The sequence below is a fragment of the Streptomyces sp. NPDC043746 genome (genome assembly GCF_056436485.1).
The window spans coordinates 131,033-150,139 of the sequence record NZ_JBWKCM010000015.1 but is presented as its reverse complement, the minus strand read 5'-3'; the positions used below and the strand labels follow the sequence as shown (position 1 = coordinate 150,139).

Sequence of the window (19,107 nt, the reverse complement as noted above, 5' to 3'; positions counted from 1 at the left end):
CTCCTCCACCCCCCCCCCCCCCCCCCCCCCCCCCCCCCCCCCCCCCCCCCACCCCCCCCCCCTCCCCCCCCCCGCCCCCCCCCCCCCCCCCCAGCCATTTTCCCTCCGGCGTCTTTCCGCCTCATCTTTGTTGCACGACCACCTGAGGAGGACCACCATGAGCAAGCCCTTCCCGCCGCCCGGCGGCGGTCTCCCGGACGGGAGTCGCCTGGCCGAACTGCTCGGAGCCGAACGGACCCGCGCCTTCCAGCGCACCGTGCCCGCCTGGGCCTACTTCCTGGCCTCGGTCGCCGCGGCGGTCGGAATCTGGCTGCCGTCCGAGGGCGCCGGCCGGGCCGTCGCCGTGGCCGCGGTGCTGGTTCCGGGCCTTCACCTGCTGCTGCGCTCCAAGGCCCTGACCGAGACGGTCATGGTCTTCCGTGACGACGACAGGGCCGACGACCGCCGGAGCGACGGAGCAGGCGGTGCGGTGAAGCCGGACGGCGCGAGCCCCGGCGGCGAGGACGAACCGGAGGAGGACGAAGCCGTCGCGGGCCGGATCGCCGGCCGTTTCGTCGCCGTCACCGCGGCGGTCGTCTGTCTCGTCCTCGGCCTGGCCGTCGCCCTGCTGCCGCTGACGTGGCTGCGCGTCGGCCTGCCGGCGCTGTGCCTGTGGTTCCTCTACGACCTCTACCGGTCCCACCGCAGGCGCGTCGAGGCGGACCGGGTCATCGCCCGGGCCGAGGCCGAGCCGTGGCATCCCGCCTACCGGCGTCTGATCGAGGAGCGGCGGGCGTCGCTGAGGTGACGTCGGGGCCTGACGGCCCCGAGGCCGGGCGTGGACGGGTCGCGTGCCCTCCGCCCGGCCTCTGTGCGTCCGGCCTCCCTGCGTCCGGCCCGCATCGCGGACGTTCATTCTCCGTGTGTGCGCGCGGGGAAAAGACCTGACGCATCAGGGAAATGTCGAACCTCTCAATATGCGCCAGGCGAAAGTTCATCTACCGTCCACCCGAGGCGGAATCGACCGGTGGCCCACATCGTCGCCGCACGTCAGCTCCTTGCCGGGAAGATTCCAACCTGCCTGGTCACAGGCCCTTTGGTGAAAGTCGATCCAGGAAGACATCTCCTCCCCGAAGCACACCTGACGACTCGTCCTGTCGGCGATTGACAGGCACTTATCAGCCACCTAGTGTCCGGACCGTCCGGTGTCGGAAGGGCTCGACTCCGGTCCGTCCAAGGGGACTTGGGGGGCGATGGCATCGATCCCCGAGTGTGGTGTTGCGGCACACCTGCCGCCGTTCCATCCATCATTGGGGGTCGTCCGGGATGCCTTCCCGAAATGTGTTACTGCTGCCGCAGACGAGCCAGTTACGCGCGCTGCATACCGTCGTACGGGACAAGAACGTGTCGGGCAGGGACTTCGAGGTCTATTCCCGGCGCATCATCCGGCTGTTGCTGGAGACCGGGCTCGATCTGCTCCCGTTCCAGGAACGCGAGGTCACCACTCCGGTGGGCGAGACCTACCACGGGCTCGAATTCACCCGTCGCGTCTGCGGGGTCTCGGTGGTCCGCGCCGGGGAGAGCATGGAGACGGAGCTGCGGGAGATGGTCCCGGGAATCCGGATCGGGAAGATCCTGATTCAACGGGACGGGCGGACGAAGCAGCCCGAGCTGTTCTACGCACACCTTCCCGATGACATACACACGGGCCATGTGCTGCTGATGGAACCCATGCTGGCCACCGGAGGGTCCGCGCTCGCCGCGCTCGACGTGCTGCGCGAGGCCGGAGTTCCGGACGAGAACGTCGTCCTGATCAACTTCCTGGCCTCCCCCACCGGGCTGGATCGCTTCAGTCTCGCCGCCCCGGACGTGAAGGTCGTGACCTCCGCCGTGGAGGACGGAATGAACGAGAACGCGTTCATGGTCCCCGGCATCGGCGATTTCGGGGACAGGTTCTTCGGTACGGTCCCGGCGGCCGCCTCATGAAGCAGCGTGTCGGACTCGACTCGGCGTTCACCGTCCTCGCCCCCGTCGTCTGGGGCAGCACCTATCTGGTGACCACCCAGCTCCTGCCGCCGGACCGCCCGCTCCTCGCCGCCGCCGTACGCGCTCTGCCGGGCGGGCTGATCCTCACGCTGGCGGGGCGGCGGCTTCCGCAGGGGCACTGGTGGTGGCGGATCCTGGTGCTGGGGGCCCTGAACATCGGGGTCTTCTTCTACCTCCTCTTCGTCGCCGCCTACCACCTGCCCGGCGGGGTCGCCGCGCTCGTCGGCTCCGTCCAGCCGGTCTTCGTCCTCCTGCTCTCCGCGCTGCTGCTGCGTACGGCGATCCGCGGCTGGCAGGTCTGGGCCTGCGTGCTCGGCACGGCCGGCGTCGGCATGCTGGTCCTCGGGCCCGAGGCCGGGCTCGACACGATCGGCGTGGTCGCGGGGCTCGGCGGCGCGGTGTGCATGGCGTCGGGCATCGTCCTGACCAAGCACTGGGGCCGGCCACCGGGGGTCGGGCTGCTCACCTTCACCGGGTGGCAGCTGGCCGCGGGCGGGCTGCTGATCGCCCCGGTCGCCCTGCTGGGCGAGGGCCTTCCCGACCGGGTGACCTGGACCAACCTCGCCGGGTTCGCCTACCTCAGCCTGGTCGGCGCGCTCCTCGCGTACGCCCTCTGGTTCCGCGGTATCGAGCGGCTGCCCGCCCTGACCGTGTCGCTCCTCGGCTTCGCCAGTCCGCTCGCCGCCACCGTCCTCGGCTTCCTCTTCCTGCGGGAGGGGCTGACGCCCGTCCAGGGCGCCGGGGCCGTCGCCGTCGTGACCGCGGTCCTGCTCGCCCAGCGGTCGACCGCACGCGAGGCCCGGGGGGCCCGCGGGTCGGCCGGGCCGCCGACGGGGAGCACCGACGAGCGCCCCGGCGGTCCGGTCGCGGCCGGGGCGGCCACAGCAGCCGGACCGCCCGGCGGCCCCGCCGCGGCCGGGACGCCGACAACAGCCGGGACGGCGAGGCCCGACGGTCCCACCGCCGCCGGGCCCGTCCACTCCGCGCCACCCACCACCGAGGCCGGCACCCGACCGGCCGCCCGTTCGCCCCGGCAGACCACGGAAAGGGAGCAGTCGTGACGCGGCCGGTCCTGTTCGACCTCGACGGCACCCTCGTCGACACCCCGAACGCCATCGTCGAGAACTTCACCGCGACCCTCGCCGCCCTGGGCGTCCCGGCCGTCTTCCCCGAGGAGATCCGGGCCACCATCGGGCTGCCCCTGGAGAAGGCGTTCGCCCAGCTCATCGGTGTCCCGGCGGACTCCGCCACGGTCGAGGCGGCCGTACCGTGCTACCAGCGGCTCTACCGCGAGCAGATCGTGCCCAAGGCGCAGTCGCTGCTCTATCCCGGAGTGGCGGACGGGCTGGCCGAGCTGCGTGCGGCGGGCCTCGTCCTCGCCATCGCCACCAGCAAGCACACCGCCAGCGCCGAGGTGCTCCTGACGGCGGCGGGCATCCGGGACCACTTCGCCGTGGTCGTCGGAGCGGACGCCGTCACCGAGCCCAAACCCGCCCCGGAGACCGGGCTGTTGATCGCCGCCGAGCTGGGTCACCCGGTCGGCCGGGCCGTCATGGTCGGCGACACCACGCACGACATCTCCATGGCCCACAACGCCGGGATGCGGAGTGTGGCCGTCACCTACGGCATCCACTCGGCCGCCCAGCTGGCCGCGGTGAAACCCACCTGGACGGTGGCGGACTTCCCCGCGGCCGTCGCACAGATCCTCCGCGCCGGGTAGTCGCCCGGCCACCCGCCGGACCCCCCGCGTCCTGACCGGCGCGCACCCGATCCTCCGCGCCGCGATCCCGCGCGGATCCCCGGCGCGCGGACCCCCGCGCGTCCGGCCTCCTCCCTCCCGCCCGCGGGCCTGGGACAGACGGTCGCCCCGGCCCTCCGACCAGCCATGCCCCGGCCGCCCGGCCGACGGGCCATGCCCTGCTGCCGCAAGGCCGGTGGCCGGGCCTGTTCCGCCCTTCCGCCACCGGTCGGCGACAGGGCGCGGCAGGGCGCCCCAGCCCATGCGTTCACCTCGCACGATCAGCCCCAGCCGGCACCGGCGCACTCTGCCCGGCACGGCCGGACCCACCGCAGATCACACTCCCCCGGGGGATTTCAGAGATGAGCACCAGCACCTCGACACCCGCCAGACAGCAGTCGGCGCCCGGCATACCTCAGCAGTGCACCGCCCTGCGGACCCTGCCGGACCTGCTGCGCCGCCAAGCCCGTGAGCGGCACGACGAGATCGCCGTGATATCGACCGAGAGCCGCCTCACCTTCGGTGAACTCCACTCCGCCGCCGAGCGGTTGGGCTCCCATCTGGTCGGCTCCGGCGTCGCGACCGACACCTGCGTCGGGCTCTTCGTGGAGCCCTCCGCCGACCTGGTGACGGGCGTGTGGGGCATCCTCGCCGCGGGAGCGGCCTATCTGCCGCTCTCGCCCGACTACCCCGACTCGCGGCTGCGTCACATGGCCTTGGACGCGGGCGTCGGCGTGGTCGTCACCCAGCCGCACCTACGCGCCCGGCTGACCGGCCTGGTTCCCGAGGGGACCACGGTGGTCACCGTCGACGAGGCCACGGCCCCCGCCGCCCCCGGAGACCCCGCAAGCCCCGCCGCCCCCGGAAGCCCCAAAGGCCCCGTACACCCCCTCCCCGAGCCGCGCGCGGACCACCTCGCCTACGTCATCCACACCTCCGGCAGCACGGGCAGCCCCAAGGGTGTGATGATCGAACACCGCAGCGTGGTCGCGCAGTTGAGGTGGCTGGAGCGCAGCGGCTACCTCGGTCCCGACGTCTCCGTCCTCCAGAAGACCCCGATCAGCTTCGACGCGGCACAGTGGGAGGTGCTCGCCTGCGCGGCGGGGGCCCGGGTGGTGATGAGCCCGCCGGGATCGTTCCGCGACCCCCAGGCGATCATCGACACGATCCACGCGTACGGCGTCACCTCCCTCCAGGGCGTCCCCACCCTGCTGCGCGCCCTCGTCGACAGCGGCGAACTCGCCAGCTGCACCACCCTGACCAGGATCTTCTCCGGTGGTGAGGCGCTCACCCGGCCCCTCGCGCAGGAGCTGCTGCGCGCCCTGCCCGACGTCTCGCTGATCAACCTCTACGGCCCGACCGAGGCCACCATCAACGCGACCTCGCTCAGCGTCGACCCGGCCGTCCTCGACGACGCGAGCGTGCACATCCTTCCCATCGGCCGGCCGGCCGACGACGTCACCTGCCGCATCCTGGACGAGGACCTCCGCCCCGTGGAGTCCGGCCGGAGCGGTGAACTCTTCATCGGAGGCGTCCAGTTGGCCCGTGGCTACCTGGGGCGGTCGGAGGCGACCCGGGAGCGGTTCATCGTCTCGCCCGACGACCCGGCCGAGCGGCTGTACCGTACCGGCGACCTCGCCCGGTGGAACGCGGACGGCACGATCCAGTACGAGGGCCGCACCGACAACCAGGTCAAACTGCGGGGCTACCGGGTCGAGCTGGAGGAGGTCGCCTCACGGGTCGAGGAGCACACCTGGGTGCGCAGGGCCGCCGCCGTGGTGACCGACAACCCCCGGACCGGCTCCCAGGTCCTCGTCGCCGCGGTCGAGCTCAACGAGCACACGGCGGCGGTGATGGACCAGGGCCGCTCCGACGCCGCGCACCACCAGTCGAAGTCGTCCAAGCTCCAGGTGAAGGCCCAGCTCGCCGACCCCGGTCTGCGCGAGCCCGCCGAGCTCACCGGGCGCCCGGTCGTCCGACTCGCCGGTGCCGAGGCGACGCCCGAGCAGCGGCGGGCCGCCTTCGCCCGCAAGTCGTACCGGTTCTACGAGGGCGGGCGCGCGACCCTCGACGCTCTCCGCGCCCTCCTCGCCCCGCCGCAGCCCCCGGCCGCTCCCCCGCGCACCCCCGGTGAGCTGACCGCGTCCGAACTCGGCACGCTGCTCCGCTGGTTGGGCCCGCACCGCAGCCCGGACCGGCTGCTGCCCAAGTACGCCTACGCCTCCCCCGGAGCCCTCTACGCCACCCAGCTCTACCTGGAGGCCGGCGGCGTGGCCGGACTGTCGGGCGTCTACTACCACCACCCCGTCGACCACACCCTGGTACGCGTCGGGGACCACCCCGCCCCGGGCGGCGAACCCGGGCTGAAAGTCCACTTCCTGGGAAAGCGGCGGGCCATCGAGCCGGTCTACAAGAACAACATCGTCGAGGTGCTGGAGTTCGAGGCCGGGCACATGCTCGGCGTCCTGGAGGAGGTGCTGCCCGGCCTCGGCCTCACGGTCCGCCCGGACGGTTTCACCCCCGAGGCGAAGGCGCGGCTCGACGTGGCGGAGGAGGACCACTACCTGGGCACCTTCGCGGTGGTCCCGTACGACGGGCGCCCGCGCGCGGCGGAGGCCGAGCTGTACGTCCAGGCGCACGGCGACCGGGTCGACGGGCTGCCCGGCGGGCTCTACCGCCACGAGGACGGCGCGCTGGTACGGCTGGGCGACGAGGTGGTGGAGCGGCGCCATGTCATCGCGATCAACCAGGGCGTGTACGACCGGGCCTCCTTCGGGATCAGCGCCGTGGCACGTACGGAGGACGCCTGGCGGCAGTACATGGTGCTCGGGACCCTGCTGCACCGCCTCCAGCGCGTGCCGGGCACGGGGCTGATGTCCTCCGGCTACTCCTCGCGCACCGGCCACCCGCTACCGGCTTCGCAGCGCCTGGACGACCTGCTGCGGCGCGCCTGCGCCCCGGCCGCCCCGGCCTCGTACTTCTTCGTCGGCGGACCGGTCTCCCCGGCCCAGGCCGAGCACGAGGGCATGAACGAGGACGCCGTGCACACCAAGGGCCCGGCGGAGATGATCCGGGACGACGCCGCGCAGTTCCTCCCCGACTACATGGTCCCCTCGCGGGTGGTCGTGGTGGACCGGCTGCCGGTCACCGCCAACGGCAAGACCGACCTCAAGGCCACCGCCCTGCTGCCCGAGGTGGTCAGCGGCGCGAACACCGCCGCGCACGTCGAGCCCGAGACGCCGACCGAACGGTGGCTGGCCGCCGAGTGGGGGCGGCTGCTGGGGTACGAAGAGGTCTCCACCAGGGACGAGTTCTTCTCCTCCGGCGGCAACTCCCTGCACTCCGTGGCCCTGGTGAACCGGATCAACCGGCGCTACGGGACCCGGCTCCCGCTCCAGACCGTCTTCGAGACCCCGACCCTGGCCGGGCTGGCGGCCCGCATCGACGACCGCGCCGGCGCGCCCGCCGCCTCCCGGCTGGTGCGGCTCAACTCCGCAGGCGCGCCCGCCCAGGTCTTCGCCTGGCCCGGCCTCGGCGGCTACCCGATGAACCTGCGCACCCTCGCGCTGGGCTTCGACGGCGAGCGCTCGGTGGCGGGCGTGCAGGCGTACGGCATCAACGACGGCGAGAGGCCCCACGCCACCATCCGGCGCATGGCGGAGGCCGACATCGCCGAGATCCGCCGCATCCAGCCCACCGGCCCGTACACGCTCTGGGGCTACTCCTTCGGCGCCCGGGTCGCCTTCGAGGCCGCCTGGCAGCTGGAGCGGACGGGCGAGAAGGTGGAGAACCTGCTGCTGTTCTGCCCCGGCAACCCCCGTGTCCGTACGGAGGACGGCCGGCGGTGGGGCCGGGAGGCGTCGTTCGCCAACCCGGTCTACGTCACCATCCTGCACTCCGTCTTCGCCGGGACCACCCACGGACCCGCCGTGGCGGCCTGCCTGCGCGAGACCACCGACGAGGACTCCTTCGTCGCGTTCGTACACCGCACGATGCCCGCGCTCAGCGAGGGGACGATCCGCCGCATCGCCCAAGTCGTCGCCGCCACCTACGAGTTCGACTACACCTTCCGCGAACTGCGGGAGCGCCGGGTCGAGGCCCCGGTGACGGTCTTCAAGGCGCGGGGCGACGACTACTCGTTCCTGGAGGGCAGCTTTGGCTACTCGGCCGAGCCGCCCCGGGTCGTCCCCCTCACCGGCGACCACTACGAGGTGCTGAAGGAGCCCGGGGTGGCCGAACTGCTCGCCGGGATCCGCGCCCTGGACGTGTTCCCGTAACCCCCCGCGCCGCTCGCCCGCCGCAGCAGCGGTACGGGCCCGCCCCGCACGCCACCACCGAAGGACATCCATGGCTCCCGCAACATCCACCATCCCCGTCATCCCCACCGAAGAGGTCCGCGACGCCCTGCGCGAAGGCCGCCCGGTCGTCGCGCTGGAGTCCAACGTCATCACCCACGGCCTGGCCTACCCGGACAACGCGGAGACCGCCCGCAGGGTCGAGGCCGCCGTACGCAAGGGCGGGGCCGTGCCCGCCACCATCTGCCTCGACGGCGGGGCGATCCGGGTCGGCATGAGCGACGACGACATCGAGCGCTTCGCCTCCGAGCCCGGCATCCCGAAGGTCTCCAGCCGCGACCTGCCCGTCGTCCTGGCCCGGGGCGGCCGGGGCGCCACCACCGTCGCCTCCTCCCTGGTCGCCGCAGAACTCGCCGGCATCCCGTTCTTCGCCTCGGCCGGGCTCGGCGGGGTCCACCGGGGCGCCCAGACGACGATGGACGTCTCCTCCGACCTGATCCAGCTCACCCGGTCCAAGGTGGCGGTCGTCTGCGCGGGCGCCAAGATGATCCTGGACCTGAAGCTGACCATGGAGTACCTGGAGACCCAGTGCGTCCCGGTGATCTCCACCGGCTCCGACGACTTCCCGGCCTTCTACTGCGCCTCCAGCGGGGTGCGCTCCCCGCACCGCGTGGACGACGACGATCTGCTCGCCCGGATCGTCGCCACCCACTGGGCGGCCGGCCACCCCGGCGCGGTCGTCATCACCACGCCACCGCGCCCCGAGGACGCGGTGGACTCCGCCGAGGCCGAGCGGGCGATCGCGGAGGCGCTCGCCCGGGCGGAGCGGGACGGGGTGAGCGGCCAGGGGCTCACCAAGTACCTGATGCGGGCCGTCGACCGGGCGACCGGGGGCCGGACCGCCCAGGCCAACATGGCGGTCCTCATCTCCACCGCCGAGACCGGGGGCAGGCTGGCCGCCGCCTACGCCCGCCAGGTGAGCGCCGGTTCCTGAGGGGGGCCGTGAAACGGTCCGAGGAAGTCCCCGGCACGTTGAACACGGGGGCCACCGGGCCCGTACCACCGGGCAACTCCCCGTGTAGGCCGGGTGCGTATCCGTACGACAGGACGGGTACGCGCCCGGAATCCCGGCCCGCGGGGTGCCTCAGCCCCCCAGCGCCCGCGACACCGTGTGGATCGCCAGGCCCGCCAGCGCACCCACCACCGTGCCGTTGATGCGGATGAACTGGAGGTCGCGGCCGATGTGCGCCTCGATCTTCTTCGACGTCTGGTCGGCGTCCCAGCTCGCCACCGTCTCGCTGATCAGCGAGGTGATCTCGGCCCGGTACCGGGTGACCGCGTAGACCGCCGCGTCCTCCAGCCAGCCGTCGGCCTTGCCCTGGAGGCGCTCGTCGGCCGCCAGCTTGGCGCCCAGCGACATCAGGGAGGCGCGGGCCCTCAGGCGGAGTTCGCTGCGCTCGTCCTCGGCCGCCGCGAGGAGCATCGTACGGACGGAGGACCACGCCGACGCGATGACGTCCTGCACCTCGCTCCGGCCCAGGATCTCCGACTTCAGCCGCTCCACCCGGGCCCGGGTGTCGGCGTCGCTCTGGAGGTCGGCCGCGAAGTCGGTGAGGAAGGTGTCGATGGAGGCGCGCGCCGGGTGGCCCGGCATGTCCCGCATCTCCGTGACGAACCGCAGCAGCTCCTTGTAGACCCGCTCCCCCACCCGCTTGTCCACGAACCGGGGCGTCCAGCCGGGCGCCCCGCCCTGCACCGCGTCCATCACCGAATCGCCGTGCTCCACCAGCCAGTCGTGCGCCCGCACGCAGATCAGGTCGACGACCTTGCGGTGGCCGCCGTCGTCCACCACCCGCTCCAGCATCTTGCCGAGGCCGGGGCCGACCTCCACCGCGCTGGCCCGCCGGGTGATGGCCTCACCGACGACCGCCTGGACATCGGCGTCCCGCAGCACCGTGAGCGCTCCGCGCAGCGCCGTCGCCAACTCGGCGGTGACCCGGTCGGCGTTGGCCGGCTCCGCGAGCCACGCGCCGACCCTCCGGCCGACCCCCAGGGCGTGGATCCGGTCACGGATGACGTCCCCGGAGAGGAAGTTCTCGCCGACGAAGGAACCGAGGGACTGTCCCAACTGGTCCTTCTTGGTGGGGATGATGGCGGTGTGGGGGATGGGCAGGCCGAGCGGGCGCCGGAAGAGCGCCGTCACGGCGAACCAGTCCGCCAGCGCACCCACCATCCCCGCCTCGGCTGCCGCCGCGACATAGCCCGGCCAGCCCGTCACCCCGGAGTGCTCCGCCCAGGTGGCCAGAACGTAGACCAGCGCGACGAAGAGAAGGAGGCCGGTCGCCGTGAGCTTCATCCGCCGGACGCCGCGCCGCTTCTCCTCGTCGGTGGCGGTGTACGCGAACGAGGCCAGCGGACCCACGCCGCCGAGAGGTCCGGAGCGGGGGCCGGAGTGGCCGCCTCCGCCGGAACCGCCGCCGGATCCGGAGCCCGAGCCGGACTCAGGGCCTCCGCCCGATCCCGTACCGGAACCGACGCCTCCGCCCGCACCGGAGCCCGCACCGGCCTCCGCGGCCGGCCCGCCGTCCGCACGTCCTCCCAGCTCCTCACGGACGCCGGTCCGCGCCCCGGCTGCCCCGGCCGCCCCCCTGGTCTCCGCCCCCGCGTCCGACCCCGAGTCCTCCCCCGGCCGCCGCTCCGCGTCCCGCCCACCGGAACCGGTCCGTTCCATGCGCTCCACCCGCTCCACCCGCTCCGGCGGCCCCGGCCGCTCCAGCCATCCGCGTACGCCCGTCCCCCCGCGACGTACGCATTGTCCCTACTTCCCTACTCCCGGGCCGCACGTCGAGTTCCCCGGCGCCTGCCGCATCATGGGATCAGCACGATCATCACAAGGAGAGCCACCGCACATGACCAGGCGCCAGGGGTATGCCCTGCTCATCGCCCTACTGGCGGGCACCGCCGTCCTCGCGGCCGCCGCCGTGGCGGGCACCGCCCTCTTCGCCGCCCCCCGCCCGGCCCCGCTGCCGTCGGCCGACACCCACGCGGCGGCCCGCAACCCCGTCGCCACCGCCCACACCGGTGGCAACTGGGTCGCCACCTGGACCACCGCACCCGTCGGCGGCGAACCGAACACCGAACACGGCTTCCCCGGCAGCACCATCCGTAACACCGTGCACACCAGCGTCGGCGGGGACGCGGCCCGGATCACGCTCTCCAACCTCTTCGGCGCCTCCCCGCTCCTCGTCGACCGGGCCACGGTCAACACCCGCCCGGTCACCTTCGACGGCGCCCCGGCCGTCACCATCGCCGCCGGTGGCCAGGTCGTCAGCGACCCGGTCGCCGTCCCCGTCGCGCCCGGCTCCGACCTGGAGATCGGCTTCCGCACCCCGCGCGCGAGCGGGCCGGTCACCTACCACCCCAACAGCCACCAGACGTCCTACCTGGCCGACGGCCGGGCCACCTGGTCCACCACCACCTGGCGCTATCTGACCGCCGTGGACGTCCGCAACGAGGCCGTGCCGGGCACCGTCGTCGCCATCGGGGACTCGCTCACCGCGGGGAGCGGTTCCACCACCGACGCCAACACCCGCTGGACCGACGTCCTGGCAAAGCGGCTCGGCGGACGGTACGGGGTGGCCAACGCGGGTATCGCGGGCAACCGGCTTCTGACCCAGGGTTCGGCGGGGCAGCCCGGCACGGTCCGGTTCGAGCGCGATGTCCTCGGGGTGGCCGGGGTGCGCACGGTGATCGTGGCCCTGGGCATCAACGACGTCCAGGGGGCCCCTCAGGAGCCCGACGCCGAACGGATCGTGTCCGGACTGCGCTCCCTCGCCGAGCAGGCGCGGGCCCGCGATCTGCGGGTGGTCGGCGCCACCCTGACCCCGTTCGAGGGCTTCCGCTCCTGGACGCCCGAGCGCAACGCCGTACGGCTCGCGGTCAACGAGCGGATCCGGTCCGGGACGGTCTTCGACGCCTACGTCGACTTCGACGCGGCCGTACGCGACCCCGCCGCGCCGGACCGGATCCTCCCCGCCTACGACTCCGGCGACCACCTGCACTTCAACGACGCCGGATACCGGGCGCTCGGCGAGCGGGTCGACCTGGCGTCGCTGGAGCGGTCCCGGACGACGGCCCCGGTGTCGGACCCGCTGTGAGGTGACGTACGCGTACGCGTGGGGGGCATCCGGCCCCCACGCATGTGCGGGGCCACTGGACCCCACGCACATCCGGGGTCACCGGACCCCCACGCACGTCCGTGGTCACCGGCCCCGTACGCGCACCGGGGCGGCCCAGCAGCAGGAGGCTCAGCCCGACTCCTTGCGGCCGCGACCGTCGCCCTCCTCGATCCGCCTGGCCCTCTCCGCCTTCTCGGCCTCCTCGATCCGGCGCCGCTCGGCCTTCGTGCGCTTGCGCTCCACGCCGACGCCGCCCATCAGGGCCAGCCCCGTGACCGTGACGCGGGGGGCCTGCGGCACCGGCTCGCCGTCCTCGTTCGGGCCCTCGCCGAAACCGCCCATGATGCCGATGCCCCGGACGTCCACGTTCAGCTCGGGCGGGGCCGTCACATGGATGCCGCCCATGATCGCGAAGCAGCGGACGACCACCTCGCGGTCCTCGAAGTCCGCCTCGCGCAGGTCGATCTCGCCGCCGCCCCACATCGCGAACGCCGTGAACTTCCGGGCCACCGTCCAGCGGCCCTTCCGGTTGAAGCCGCCCCAGAACGCGAACCCGCCCCTCGACGTCGCGCTACCGCCGATCCGGGACGGCCAGTTCGCGGCCGAACCCCGCACCGGGGCGGGCGCCGAGGAGCCCACCGGGGCCACCGTCGTGCCGGGCGCCGGGAGATCACTCACGAGCGGCTCCAACTCCCCGTGCGTACGGGCCTGGTAGGCCTTGTCGAGGCGCTGCTCGAACTCGTCCATCCGGAGTCGGCCCTCGGCGACGGCCTCTCTCAGCAACTCGGCGACCCGCTCACGTTCAGCATCGGAAGCACGCATCTGGGGACGTTCACTTGTCATACCGCGCACCCTATTGAACGGACCCGTTCCCGGCACAGACCCGCAGGCCACGGAGGTGTGCGCGTCGGGGCCGGGCGAGGCCGTCCCGGCGGGGACCACGGAACGCGCCTCTCAGGGCGCCGCCTCGTACATCCTCGCGATCACGGCCTCGATGTCCGGCTCCCGCACGGAGAGGTCCACCAGCGGGTACTCGGCCGCGATCCGCGCCACCAGCGGGGCGGCCGAGGCCGAGGCGGGGAAGGCCAACCACTGGCGTACCCCCTCCACCTTGACCGCCCGAAGCCCCGGCCCCGGCCCCTGGGGCGCCAGGGAGATCGGCGGAAGTTCCCGCTCCAGGTCCACCACCAGCATCCGCTCGCTCTCCCCCATCTCGTGGAGACCGGCGAGCGAACCGTCGTACATCAGCCGGCCGTGGTCGATCACCATCACCCGGCGGCAGAGCTGCTCGATGTCGGTCAGGTCGTGGGTCGTCAGCAGGACCGTGGTCCCGCGCTCGGCGTTCAACTCCTTGAGGAACTGCCGCACCTTGGCCTTGGAGATGACGTCCAGCCCGATCGTCGGCTCGTCCAGGTAGAGCACCTCCGGATCGTGCAGCAGAGCCGCCGCGATGTCGCCGCGCATCCGCTGCCCCAGGGAGAGCTGGCGTACGGGGACGTCCAACAGCTGCCCGAGATCCAGGAGTTCGACGCAGCGGTCCAGGTTCTGGCGGTAACGGCGGTCCGGGATGCGGTACATGCGGCGCATCAGCCGGTACGAGTCGCGCAGCGGCAGGTCCCACCAGAGGGTGGTCCGCTGGCCGAAGACCACACCGATGCGGTGGGCAAGGCGCGTACGCTCCCGGGAAGGGTCGATGCCCGCCACCCGCAGACGGCCGCCGCTCGGGGTGAGGATGCCGGTCAGCATCTTGATCGTGGTCGACTTCCCGGCCCCGTTCGGGCCGATGTAGCCGACCATCTCGCCGCGCGCCACCTGGAAGCTGATGCCGTCCACCGCGCGGACCTCGTGGCGCTCCCGGCGCAGCAGACCGACCCTGCGGCGGACCTGGAAGACCTTCTCGACACCGTCGAGGGTGATGAAGCCACCGCCGTCCGCGTCCTGTCGTGCGAAACCGTCCACCGTCTCCGACTCCCTCTCCGTCAACTGCCCGTGCTCCGGTACGAACGCAGCGCCACCCGCCACGCGAGCCCGGCCAGCGCCCCGCACCCCACCGCCACCACCGGCGTCAGGAACGCCACCCACCGCGGCAGGTCCAGCGGATAGTCGCGGCCCAGCACGTACAGCGCGGGCAGCCAGCTGACGAAGGCCAGCGGCACCACGAACGTCACCCCGCGCACCAGGTCCTTGGCGAAGATCGTCGGCGGATACTGGAGCAGGGTCGCCCCGCCGTACGTGAAGGCGCTCTGCACCTGCGAGGCGTCCTGCGCGACGAACTGGAAGGCCGCCCCGGCCACGAAGACCGCCCCGAAGAGCGCCGCCCCGCTGATCACCATCACCGGCAGCATCGCCACCTTCAGCGGGGTCCACGCGATGTCCAGGGTGAGCAGCGCGTAGCCGAGCACCGCTAGACCCTGGGTGATCCGCCCGATCCGGCGCAGCGCGAACCGGTCCGCCGCCACCTGCGCCAGCACCGGGACCGGCCGCACCAGCAGGGTGTCGAGCGTGCCGTCCCGGACCCGGCGGCCCAACCGCTCCATCGAGCCCAGCAGCAGGTCGGCGAGGCCGAACGCGGTCGCCGAAGCGCCGTACAGCAGGGCGATCTCGGGGAGGGTGTAGCCGCCGAGCGCGTCGACGTGGGTGAACATCAGCACGATCGTGACGAAGTCGAAGGCCGTCGCCGCGAGGTTCCCGAGCGTCGTCATGGCGAACGAGGCCCGGTACGCCATCGTCGAGCGCACCCACATGGCCACGATCAGCCCGTAGGCGCGCAGCCCCTCCAGCAGCCGGGGCCGGTCCTCGTACGCGAAGCCGCCCGGGTCGCGGCCCTCCTCGGGCCGCACCGCGACCGTCTCAGCCACCCTGCACCACCACCCTCCTCGTCGCCACGCCCTGGAGCAGCCGCCCCGCCAGCAGCAGCGCCACCGCCCAGGCGCCCTGGAACGCGTACGCCTCCAGCAGCTCCCACCCGGAGTACTTGCCGAGGAACACGTCGGCCGGGATCTGGAGCAGCGAGGACCACGGCAGGATCCGGGCCACCTCGCCCAGGAGCCCGGGGAAGAGCGGCAGCGGCAGCAGCATCCCGGAGAAGAACAGCCCCAGCAGCCAGGACATCTGCGCCGCCCCCGCCCCGTCGAGCAGCCAGAACGCCGACAGCGCGACCAGGAAGCGGACGGCGAAGCTCACCACGATGCCCAGCAGCACGGAGAGCAGGAAGGCGGGCCAGATCCACGGCGAGCCGGGGAGCGCGAGGTCGAAGGCGAGCGCCCCCACGAGCATCGGCACCACCCCGCGCCCCATCAGCTGGAACGCCGCCCGGCCCACGTCCCCCGCCAGCCACCACAGCTGGAGGTCGGCCGGGCGGTACAGGTCGACGGCGATGTCCCCCGTACGGATCCGCTCCATCAGCTCGTCCTCGAAGCCGCCGCCCATCATTGCGCAGGCCGCGAGGAGGGCCTGGCCGATCCAGACGTACGTCAGCGCCTGGGACATGTCGTACCCGCCGAGCTGCGGGCGTTCGTCCCACAGGGCGATGTAGGTGTAGGCGAGGACGAAGCCGAAGACGGTGTTGGTGAACACCCCCGCGGCCGTCGCCGTCCGGTAGGTGGCGTAGCGCCGGAACCCGCCCACCGCCACCACTGCGTACAGCCGCACGCCGCCCCCTCCGCTGCTTCGGACACCAAAGCGACCGACCCTAGTACACCGGCGGGATCGGCTGCGACCGCTTTCCGGAGTCCCGGGGGGCGGGGGCGCGAAGACGGAGAACGGGGGAGATCGAAGGATGATACGAGGGGTTTCCCGGCGAAACGGGCACTATGGGAGAACTGACCGCATCCGAGGAGCCCCCACCGACATGAGCGACGTGCCACAGAACTGGGCCCCCCGGGACCCCTCAGCCGCCGCGCCCCCCGGGGACGGCGTGGGAGCACCGGGGAGCGCACCCGGGAAGGGGAAGCGGAAGGGGCGCACGAAACGCCCCCGGCGGACCGGCTGGCGCCGCCTCTTCCCGACCTGGCGGATGGTCCTCGGGACCACCCTGGTGGTCGGACTCCTCCTCATCGGCGGGTTCTTCGCCGGATACCAGCTCGTCGGCATCCCGGCCGCCAACGCCGGCGCCGACGCGCAGTCCAACGTCTACTTCTACAGGGACGGCACCGTCCTGGCCCGCGACGGCGAGGTCAACCGGGAGAAGATCCGGCTCTCCCAGGTGCCCGCCACCGTCCAGCAGGCCGTACTCGCCGCCGAGGACCGCGACTTCTACTCCCAGCCCGCCGTCGACGTGCGGGCCATGTTCCGGGCCGGCTGGAACACCGTGACCGGCAAGGGCAAGCAGGGCGGCTCCACCATCACCCAGCAGTACGTCAAGAACTACTACCTCGGCCAGGAACGCACCGTCGTCCGCAAGGCCAAGGAGTTCTTCATCGCCATCAAGCTCAACCGCGAGCAGAGCAAGGACCAGATCTTCGAGGGCTACCTCAACACCAGCTACTTCGGGCGCAACGCCTACGGCATCCAGGCCGCCGCCCAGGCGTACTACGGCAAGAACGTCGAGGACCTCACCACCGCCGAAGGCGCGTACCTCGCCTCCCTCCTCAACGCCCCCAGCGCCTACGACGTCGTCGCCCTCCCCGAGAGCAGGCCCGCCGCCCTGGCCCGCTGGAACTACGTCCTGGACGGCATGGTCAAGGAAGGCTGGCTCGACCCCGGCGAACGGTCCGCCACCGAGTTCCCCGTCCCCGGCGAGGCCAAGCCGCCCAACGGCCTCTCCGGCCAGCGCGGCTATCTGGTCCAGGCGGTGGAGCAGTACCTCACCGGCAACGGGATCATCGACGGGAAGACCCTCGCCACCGGCGGCCACCGCATCACCACCACCCTCGACAAGAAGAAGCAGGACGCCTTCGTCCAGGCCGTCGAGGAGAACGTGATGGCCAAGCGCAGCGGCGAGCGCGAGGCCGACAGGGACGTCCGCGTCGGCGGCGCCTCCATCGTCCCGGAGACCGGCGAGGTCGTCGCCCTGTACGGCGGCATCGACTACACCCAGCAGTACGTCAACAACGCCACCCGCCGCGACTACCAGGTCGGCTCCACCTTCAAGCCGTTCGTCTTCACCTCCGCCGTCGCCAACGGCTCCACCACCCAGGACGGCCGACGCATCACCCCGGAGACCTACTACGACGGCACCAACAAGCGGAACGTCCAGGGCCCGCAGGGTTCCACCGGCTACGACCCCGCCAACGAGGACGACGTCGACTACGGGCAGATCACCGTCCGCACCGCCACCGACAAGTCCGTCAACTCCGTCTACGCGCAGATGGCCCAGGACGTCGGCCCGGAGAAGGTGCGCGAGACCGCCGTCGCCCTCGGCATCCCGAAGACCACCCCCGACCTCACCGCCTCCCCCTCCATCGCGCTCGGCCCCGCCACCGCCAGCGTCCTGGACCTCACCGAGGCCTACGCGACGCTCGCCAACCACGGCCGACACAGCCCGTACACCCTCGTCGACAAGGTCACCAAGGACGGCAGCGAGATCGAACTGCCCGAACGGAGGACCGAGCAGACGGTCCCCCGCGAGGCCGCCGACACCACCACCGCCCTCCTCCGCTCCGTCGTGGAGGGCGGCACCGGCTCCGCCGCCCAGGCCGTCGGCCGCCCCGCCGTGGGCAAGACGGGAACCGCCGAGGAGGACAAGGCCGCCTGGTTCGCCGGGTACACGCCCGACCTCGCGACCGTCGTCGCCGTGATGGGCCAGGACCCCGACTCCGGCATCCAGACCCCTCTGTACGGAGCCCTCGGCCTGGACCGCGTCAACGGCGGCGGCGCCCCCGCCGAGACCTGGGCCGCCTACACGGAAGCGGCCCTGCGCTCCTCCCCGGCCCAGGAGTTCGACCTCCGGACGGCCCCCGGCTCCGACGAACCGCAGGCGCCGGGCGAGGGCGAACCGGGCGTCGGGGAGCCCGCCACGACCGGCCCCTCCGCCCCGGCCGACACCCCCTCCAGCAGCGCCCCCGACCACACCCCGGCCGACCCCGCGCCCTCGGCACCCGCCGCTGCCACCCCGCCCGTCCCGCCCTCCCCACCGGCCACCGGCACGGACGGCGGGACGGACGGGGGCACGGGAGGGGACACCGGCACCGCCCCCGGCACCGGGAGCGACGACAACGGCAACGGGGACGGCGACAGCGGTACGGGCGACGGCCTCGGCAAGGGCTTCGTCGAAGGCGTACAAGGAGTACGGAGCACCCGCGCCCCGGCGGCCGGATGAGAGAGACGGCTCCCTCGGGCTCCCTCGGCCCTCGGAGGCCGCTCCCCAGCCCCCGGAGGCCGCTCCTCAGTGCCCGGAGGTCGCCTTCAGCCCCACCACCGCGACCAGCAGCAGGCAGACGAAGAAGATCCGGGCGGCGGTCACCGGCTCGTTCAGCACGACCATGCCCAGAACCGCGGCCCCGGCCGCGCCGATGCCGACCCACACCCCGTACGCCGTACCGATCGGCAGCGTCTTCGCGGCATGCGACAGCAGCACCATGCTCGCCACGATCCCGAGACCGGTGAACACGCTCGGCCAGAGCCGGGTGAACCCCTCGGTGTACTTCATCCCGATCGACCAGCCCACTTCGAGCAGACCGGCGACGACCAGCAGAACCCAGGCCATGACAGAACCTCCGACGACGAGCACACGGACAACTCCACGGGTGCGTCGTCTTTGCCTGCCCGGTACGGCGCGTCTCGTCGGGGTGGTCCCACCGTAGCAAGGAACGCCGTGAGGGGCTGGTGGCCACGGTCCCCCGGCCCCCCCGGCACACTCCCCCCCCCCACCCCCCCCAACACAGACCCGTGGGGTCCCCCCAACCCCCCAAACCATCCTCCTCCCCCCCGC

General features: G+C 72.8%; 14 protein-coding genes and 1 riboswitch. Of the genes, 8 read left to right on the top strand and 6 right to left on the bottom strand.

The features are described 5' to 3' along the window. Positions 1-157 precede the first annotated feature (157 nt). The 6 genes from AC0682_RS18375 to AC0682_RS18350 all read left to right on the top strand — a co-directional run bounded on the left by AC0682_RS18375 (position 158) and on the right by AC0682_RS18350 (position 9,052). A complete protein-coding gene (locus AC0682_RS18375; RefSeq protein ID WP_478533874.1) occupies positions 158-787 on the top strand; it encodes a hypothetical protein in 630 nt (209 codons plus the stop codon). 533 nt (positions 788-1,320) lie between these two features. Beyond that, positions 1,321-1,965: a uracil phosphoribosyltransferase gene (gene upp / locus AC0682_RS18370; RefSeq protein ID WP_478533913.1), complete on the top strand. Its 645-nt coding sequence runs from the start codon at positions 1,321-1,323 to the stop codon at positions 1,963-1,965. Further along, a complete protein-coding gene (locus AC0682_RS18365; RefSeq protein ID WP_478533872.1) occupies positions 1,962-3,086 on the top strand; it encodes a DMT family transporter in 1,125 nt (374 codons plus the stop codon). The genes upp and AC0682_RS18365 overlap by 4 nt, the downstream gene beginning before the upstream one ends. Further along, a complete protein-coding gene (locus AC0682_RS18360; RefSeq protein ID WP_478533871.1) occupies positions 3,083-3,745 on the top strand; it encodes an HAD family hydrolase in 663 nt (220 codons plus the stop codon). Before AC0682_RS18365 ends, AC0682_RS18360 begins: the two co-directional genes overlap by 4 nt. A 380-nt stretch (positions 3,746-4,125) precedes the next feature. Then, positions 4,126-8,040 (top strand): amino acid adenylation domain-containing protein, encoded by a 3,915-nt coding sequence (locus tag AC0682_RS18355; protein WP_478533870.1) that lies wholly within the window; start codon positions 4,126-4,128, stop codon positions 8,038-8,040. A 70-nt stretch (positions 8,041-8,110) separates the two neighbouring features. After that, on the top strand, positions 8,111-9,052 hold the full coding sequence (locus AC0682_RS18350; RefSeq protein WP_478533869.1) for a pseudouridine-5'-phosphate glycosidase: 942 nt from the start codon (positions 8,111-8,113) through the stop codon (positions 9,050-9,052). Positions 9,053-9,202: 150 nt separating this feature from the next. On the opposite strand, the gene AC0682_RS18345 is transcribed toward AC0682_RS18350, so the two are convergent. After that, entirely contained in the window at positions 9,203-10,789 is a 1,587-nt protein-coding gene (locus AC0682_RS18345) for a DUF445 domain-containing protein (protein ID WP_478533868.1), read from the bottom strand. A gap of 178 nt (positions 10,790-10,967) precedes the next feature. Here AC0682_RS18345 and AC0682_RS18340 point away from each other — a divergent pair, with 178 nt between their 5' ends. Beyond that, on the top strand, positions 10,968-12,215 hold the full coding sequence (locus AC0682_RS18340) for an SGNH/GDSL hydrolase family protein (RefSeq protein ID WP_478533867.1): 1,248 nt from the start codon (positions 10,968-10,970) through the stop codon (positions 12,213-12,215). A 150-nt stretch (positions 12,216-12,365) separates the two neighbouring features. Here AC0682_RS18340 and AC0682_RS18335 read toward each other — a convergent pair whose 3' ends face one another. The 4 genes from AC0682_RS18335 to AC0682_RS18320 form a co-directional block, all read right to left on the bottom strand. After that, positions 12,366-13,058, bottom strand: coding sequence for a DUF1707 SHOCT-like domain-containing protein (locus AC0682_RS18335; RefSeq protein ID WP_478533911.1), 693 nt, complete (start codon positions 13,056-13,058; stop codon positions 12,366-12,368). Between the two features lie 132 nt (positions 13,059-13,190). Then, a complete protein-coding gene (locus AC0682_RS18330; protein WP_478533866.1) occupies positions 13,191-14,195 on the bottom strand; it encodes an ABC transporter ATP-binding protein in 1,005 nt (334 codons plus the stop codon). Positions 14,196-14,215: 20 nt separating this feature from the next. Further along, positions 14,216-15,094 carry an ABC transporter permease gene (locus tag AC0682_RS18325; protein WP_478533864.1) on the bottom strand — a complete coding sequence of 293 codons (879 nt, stop codon included), beginning with the start codon at positions 15,092-15,094 and terminating at the stop codon, positions 14,216-14,218. After that, positions 15,087-15,887, bottom strand: coding sequence for an ABC transporter permease (locus AC0682_RS18320; protein ID WP_254812480.1), 801 nt, complete (start codon positions 15,885-15,887; stop codon positions 15,087-15,089). The genes AC0682_RS18325 and AC0682_RS18320 overlap by 8 nt, the downstream gene beginning before the upstream one ends. A gap of 199 nt (positions 15,888-16,086) precedes the next feature. Here AC0682_RS18320 and AC0682_RS18315 point away from each other — a divergent pair, with 199 nt between their 5' ends. Further along, positions 16,087-18,495 carry a transglycosylase domain-containing protein gene (locus AC0682_RS18315; protein ID WP_478533863.1) on the top strand — a complete coding sequence of 803 codons (2,409 nt, stop codon included), beginning with the start codon at positions 16,087-16,089 and terminating at the stop codon, positions 18,493-18,495. 66 nt (positions 18,496-18,561) lie between these two features. Here the strand turns inward: AC0682_RS18315 and AC0682_RS18310 are convergent, their stop codons facing one another. Then, positions 18,562-18,882 carry a DMT family transporter gene (locus AC0682_RS18310; protein ID WP_189525900.1) on the bottom strand — a complete coding sequence of 107 codons (321 nt, stop codon included), beginning with the start codon at positions 18,880-18,882 and terminating at the stop codon, positions 18,562-18,564. Between the two features lie 39 nt (positions 18,883-18,921). Further along, a riboswitch (guanidine-III (ykkC-III) riboswitch) is annotated at positions 18,922-18,992 on the bottom strand. Positions 18,993-19,107: the final 115 nt, after the last annotated feature.

Excerpts from the sequence above, each read along its gene's own strand:
- AC0682_RS18365 (WP_478533872.1), top strand. The coding sequence starts at position 1,962 with ATGAAGCAGCGTGTCGGACTCGACTCGGCGTTCACCGTCCTCGCCCCC.
- AC0682_RS18345 (WP_478533868.1), bottom strand. The coding sequence starts at position 10,789 with ATGGAACGGACCGGTTCCGGTGGGCGGGACGCGGAGCGGCGGCCGGGG.
- AC0682_RS18340 (WP_478533867.1), top strand. The coding sequence starts at position 10,968 with ATGACCAGGCGCCAGGGGTATGCCCTGCTCATCGCCCTACTGGCGGGC.
- AC0682_RS18310 (WP_189525900.1), bottom strand. The coding sequence starts at position 18,882 with ATGGCCTGGGTTCTGCTGGTCGTCGCCGGTCTGCTCGAAGTGGGCTGG.
- AC0682_RS18335 (WP_478533911.1), bottom strand. The coding sequence starts at position 13,058 with ATGCGTGCTTCCGATGCTGAACGTGAGCGGGTCGCCGAGTTGCTGAGA.
- AC0682_RS18315 (WP_478533863.1), top strand. The coding sequence starts at position 16,087 with ATGAGCGACGTGCCACAGAACTGGGCCCCCCGGGACCCCTCAGCCGCC.
- AC0682_RS18350 (WP_478533869.1), top strand. The coding sequence starts at position 8,111 with ATGGCTCCCGCAACATCCACCATCCCCGTCATCCCCACCGAAGAGGTC.
- AC0682_RS18355 (WP_478533870.1), top strand. The coding sequence starts at position 4,126 with ATGAGCACCAGCACCTCGACACCCGCCAGACAGCAGTCGGCGCCCGGC.
- AC0682_RS18375 (WP_478533874.1), top strand. The coding sequence starts at position 158 with ATGAGCAAGCCCTTCCCGCCGCCCGGCGGCGGTCTCCCGGACGGGAGT.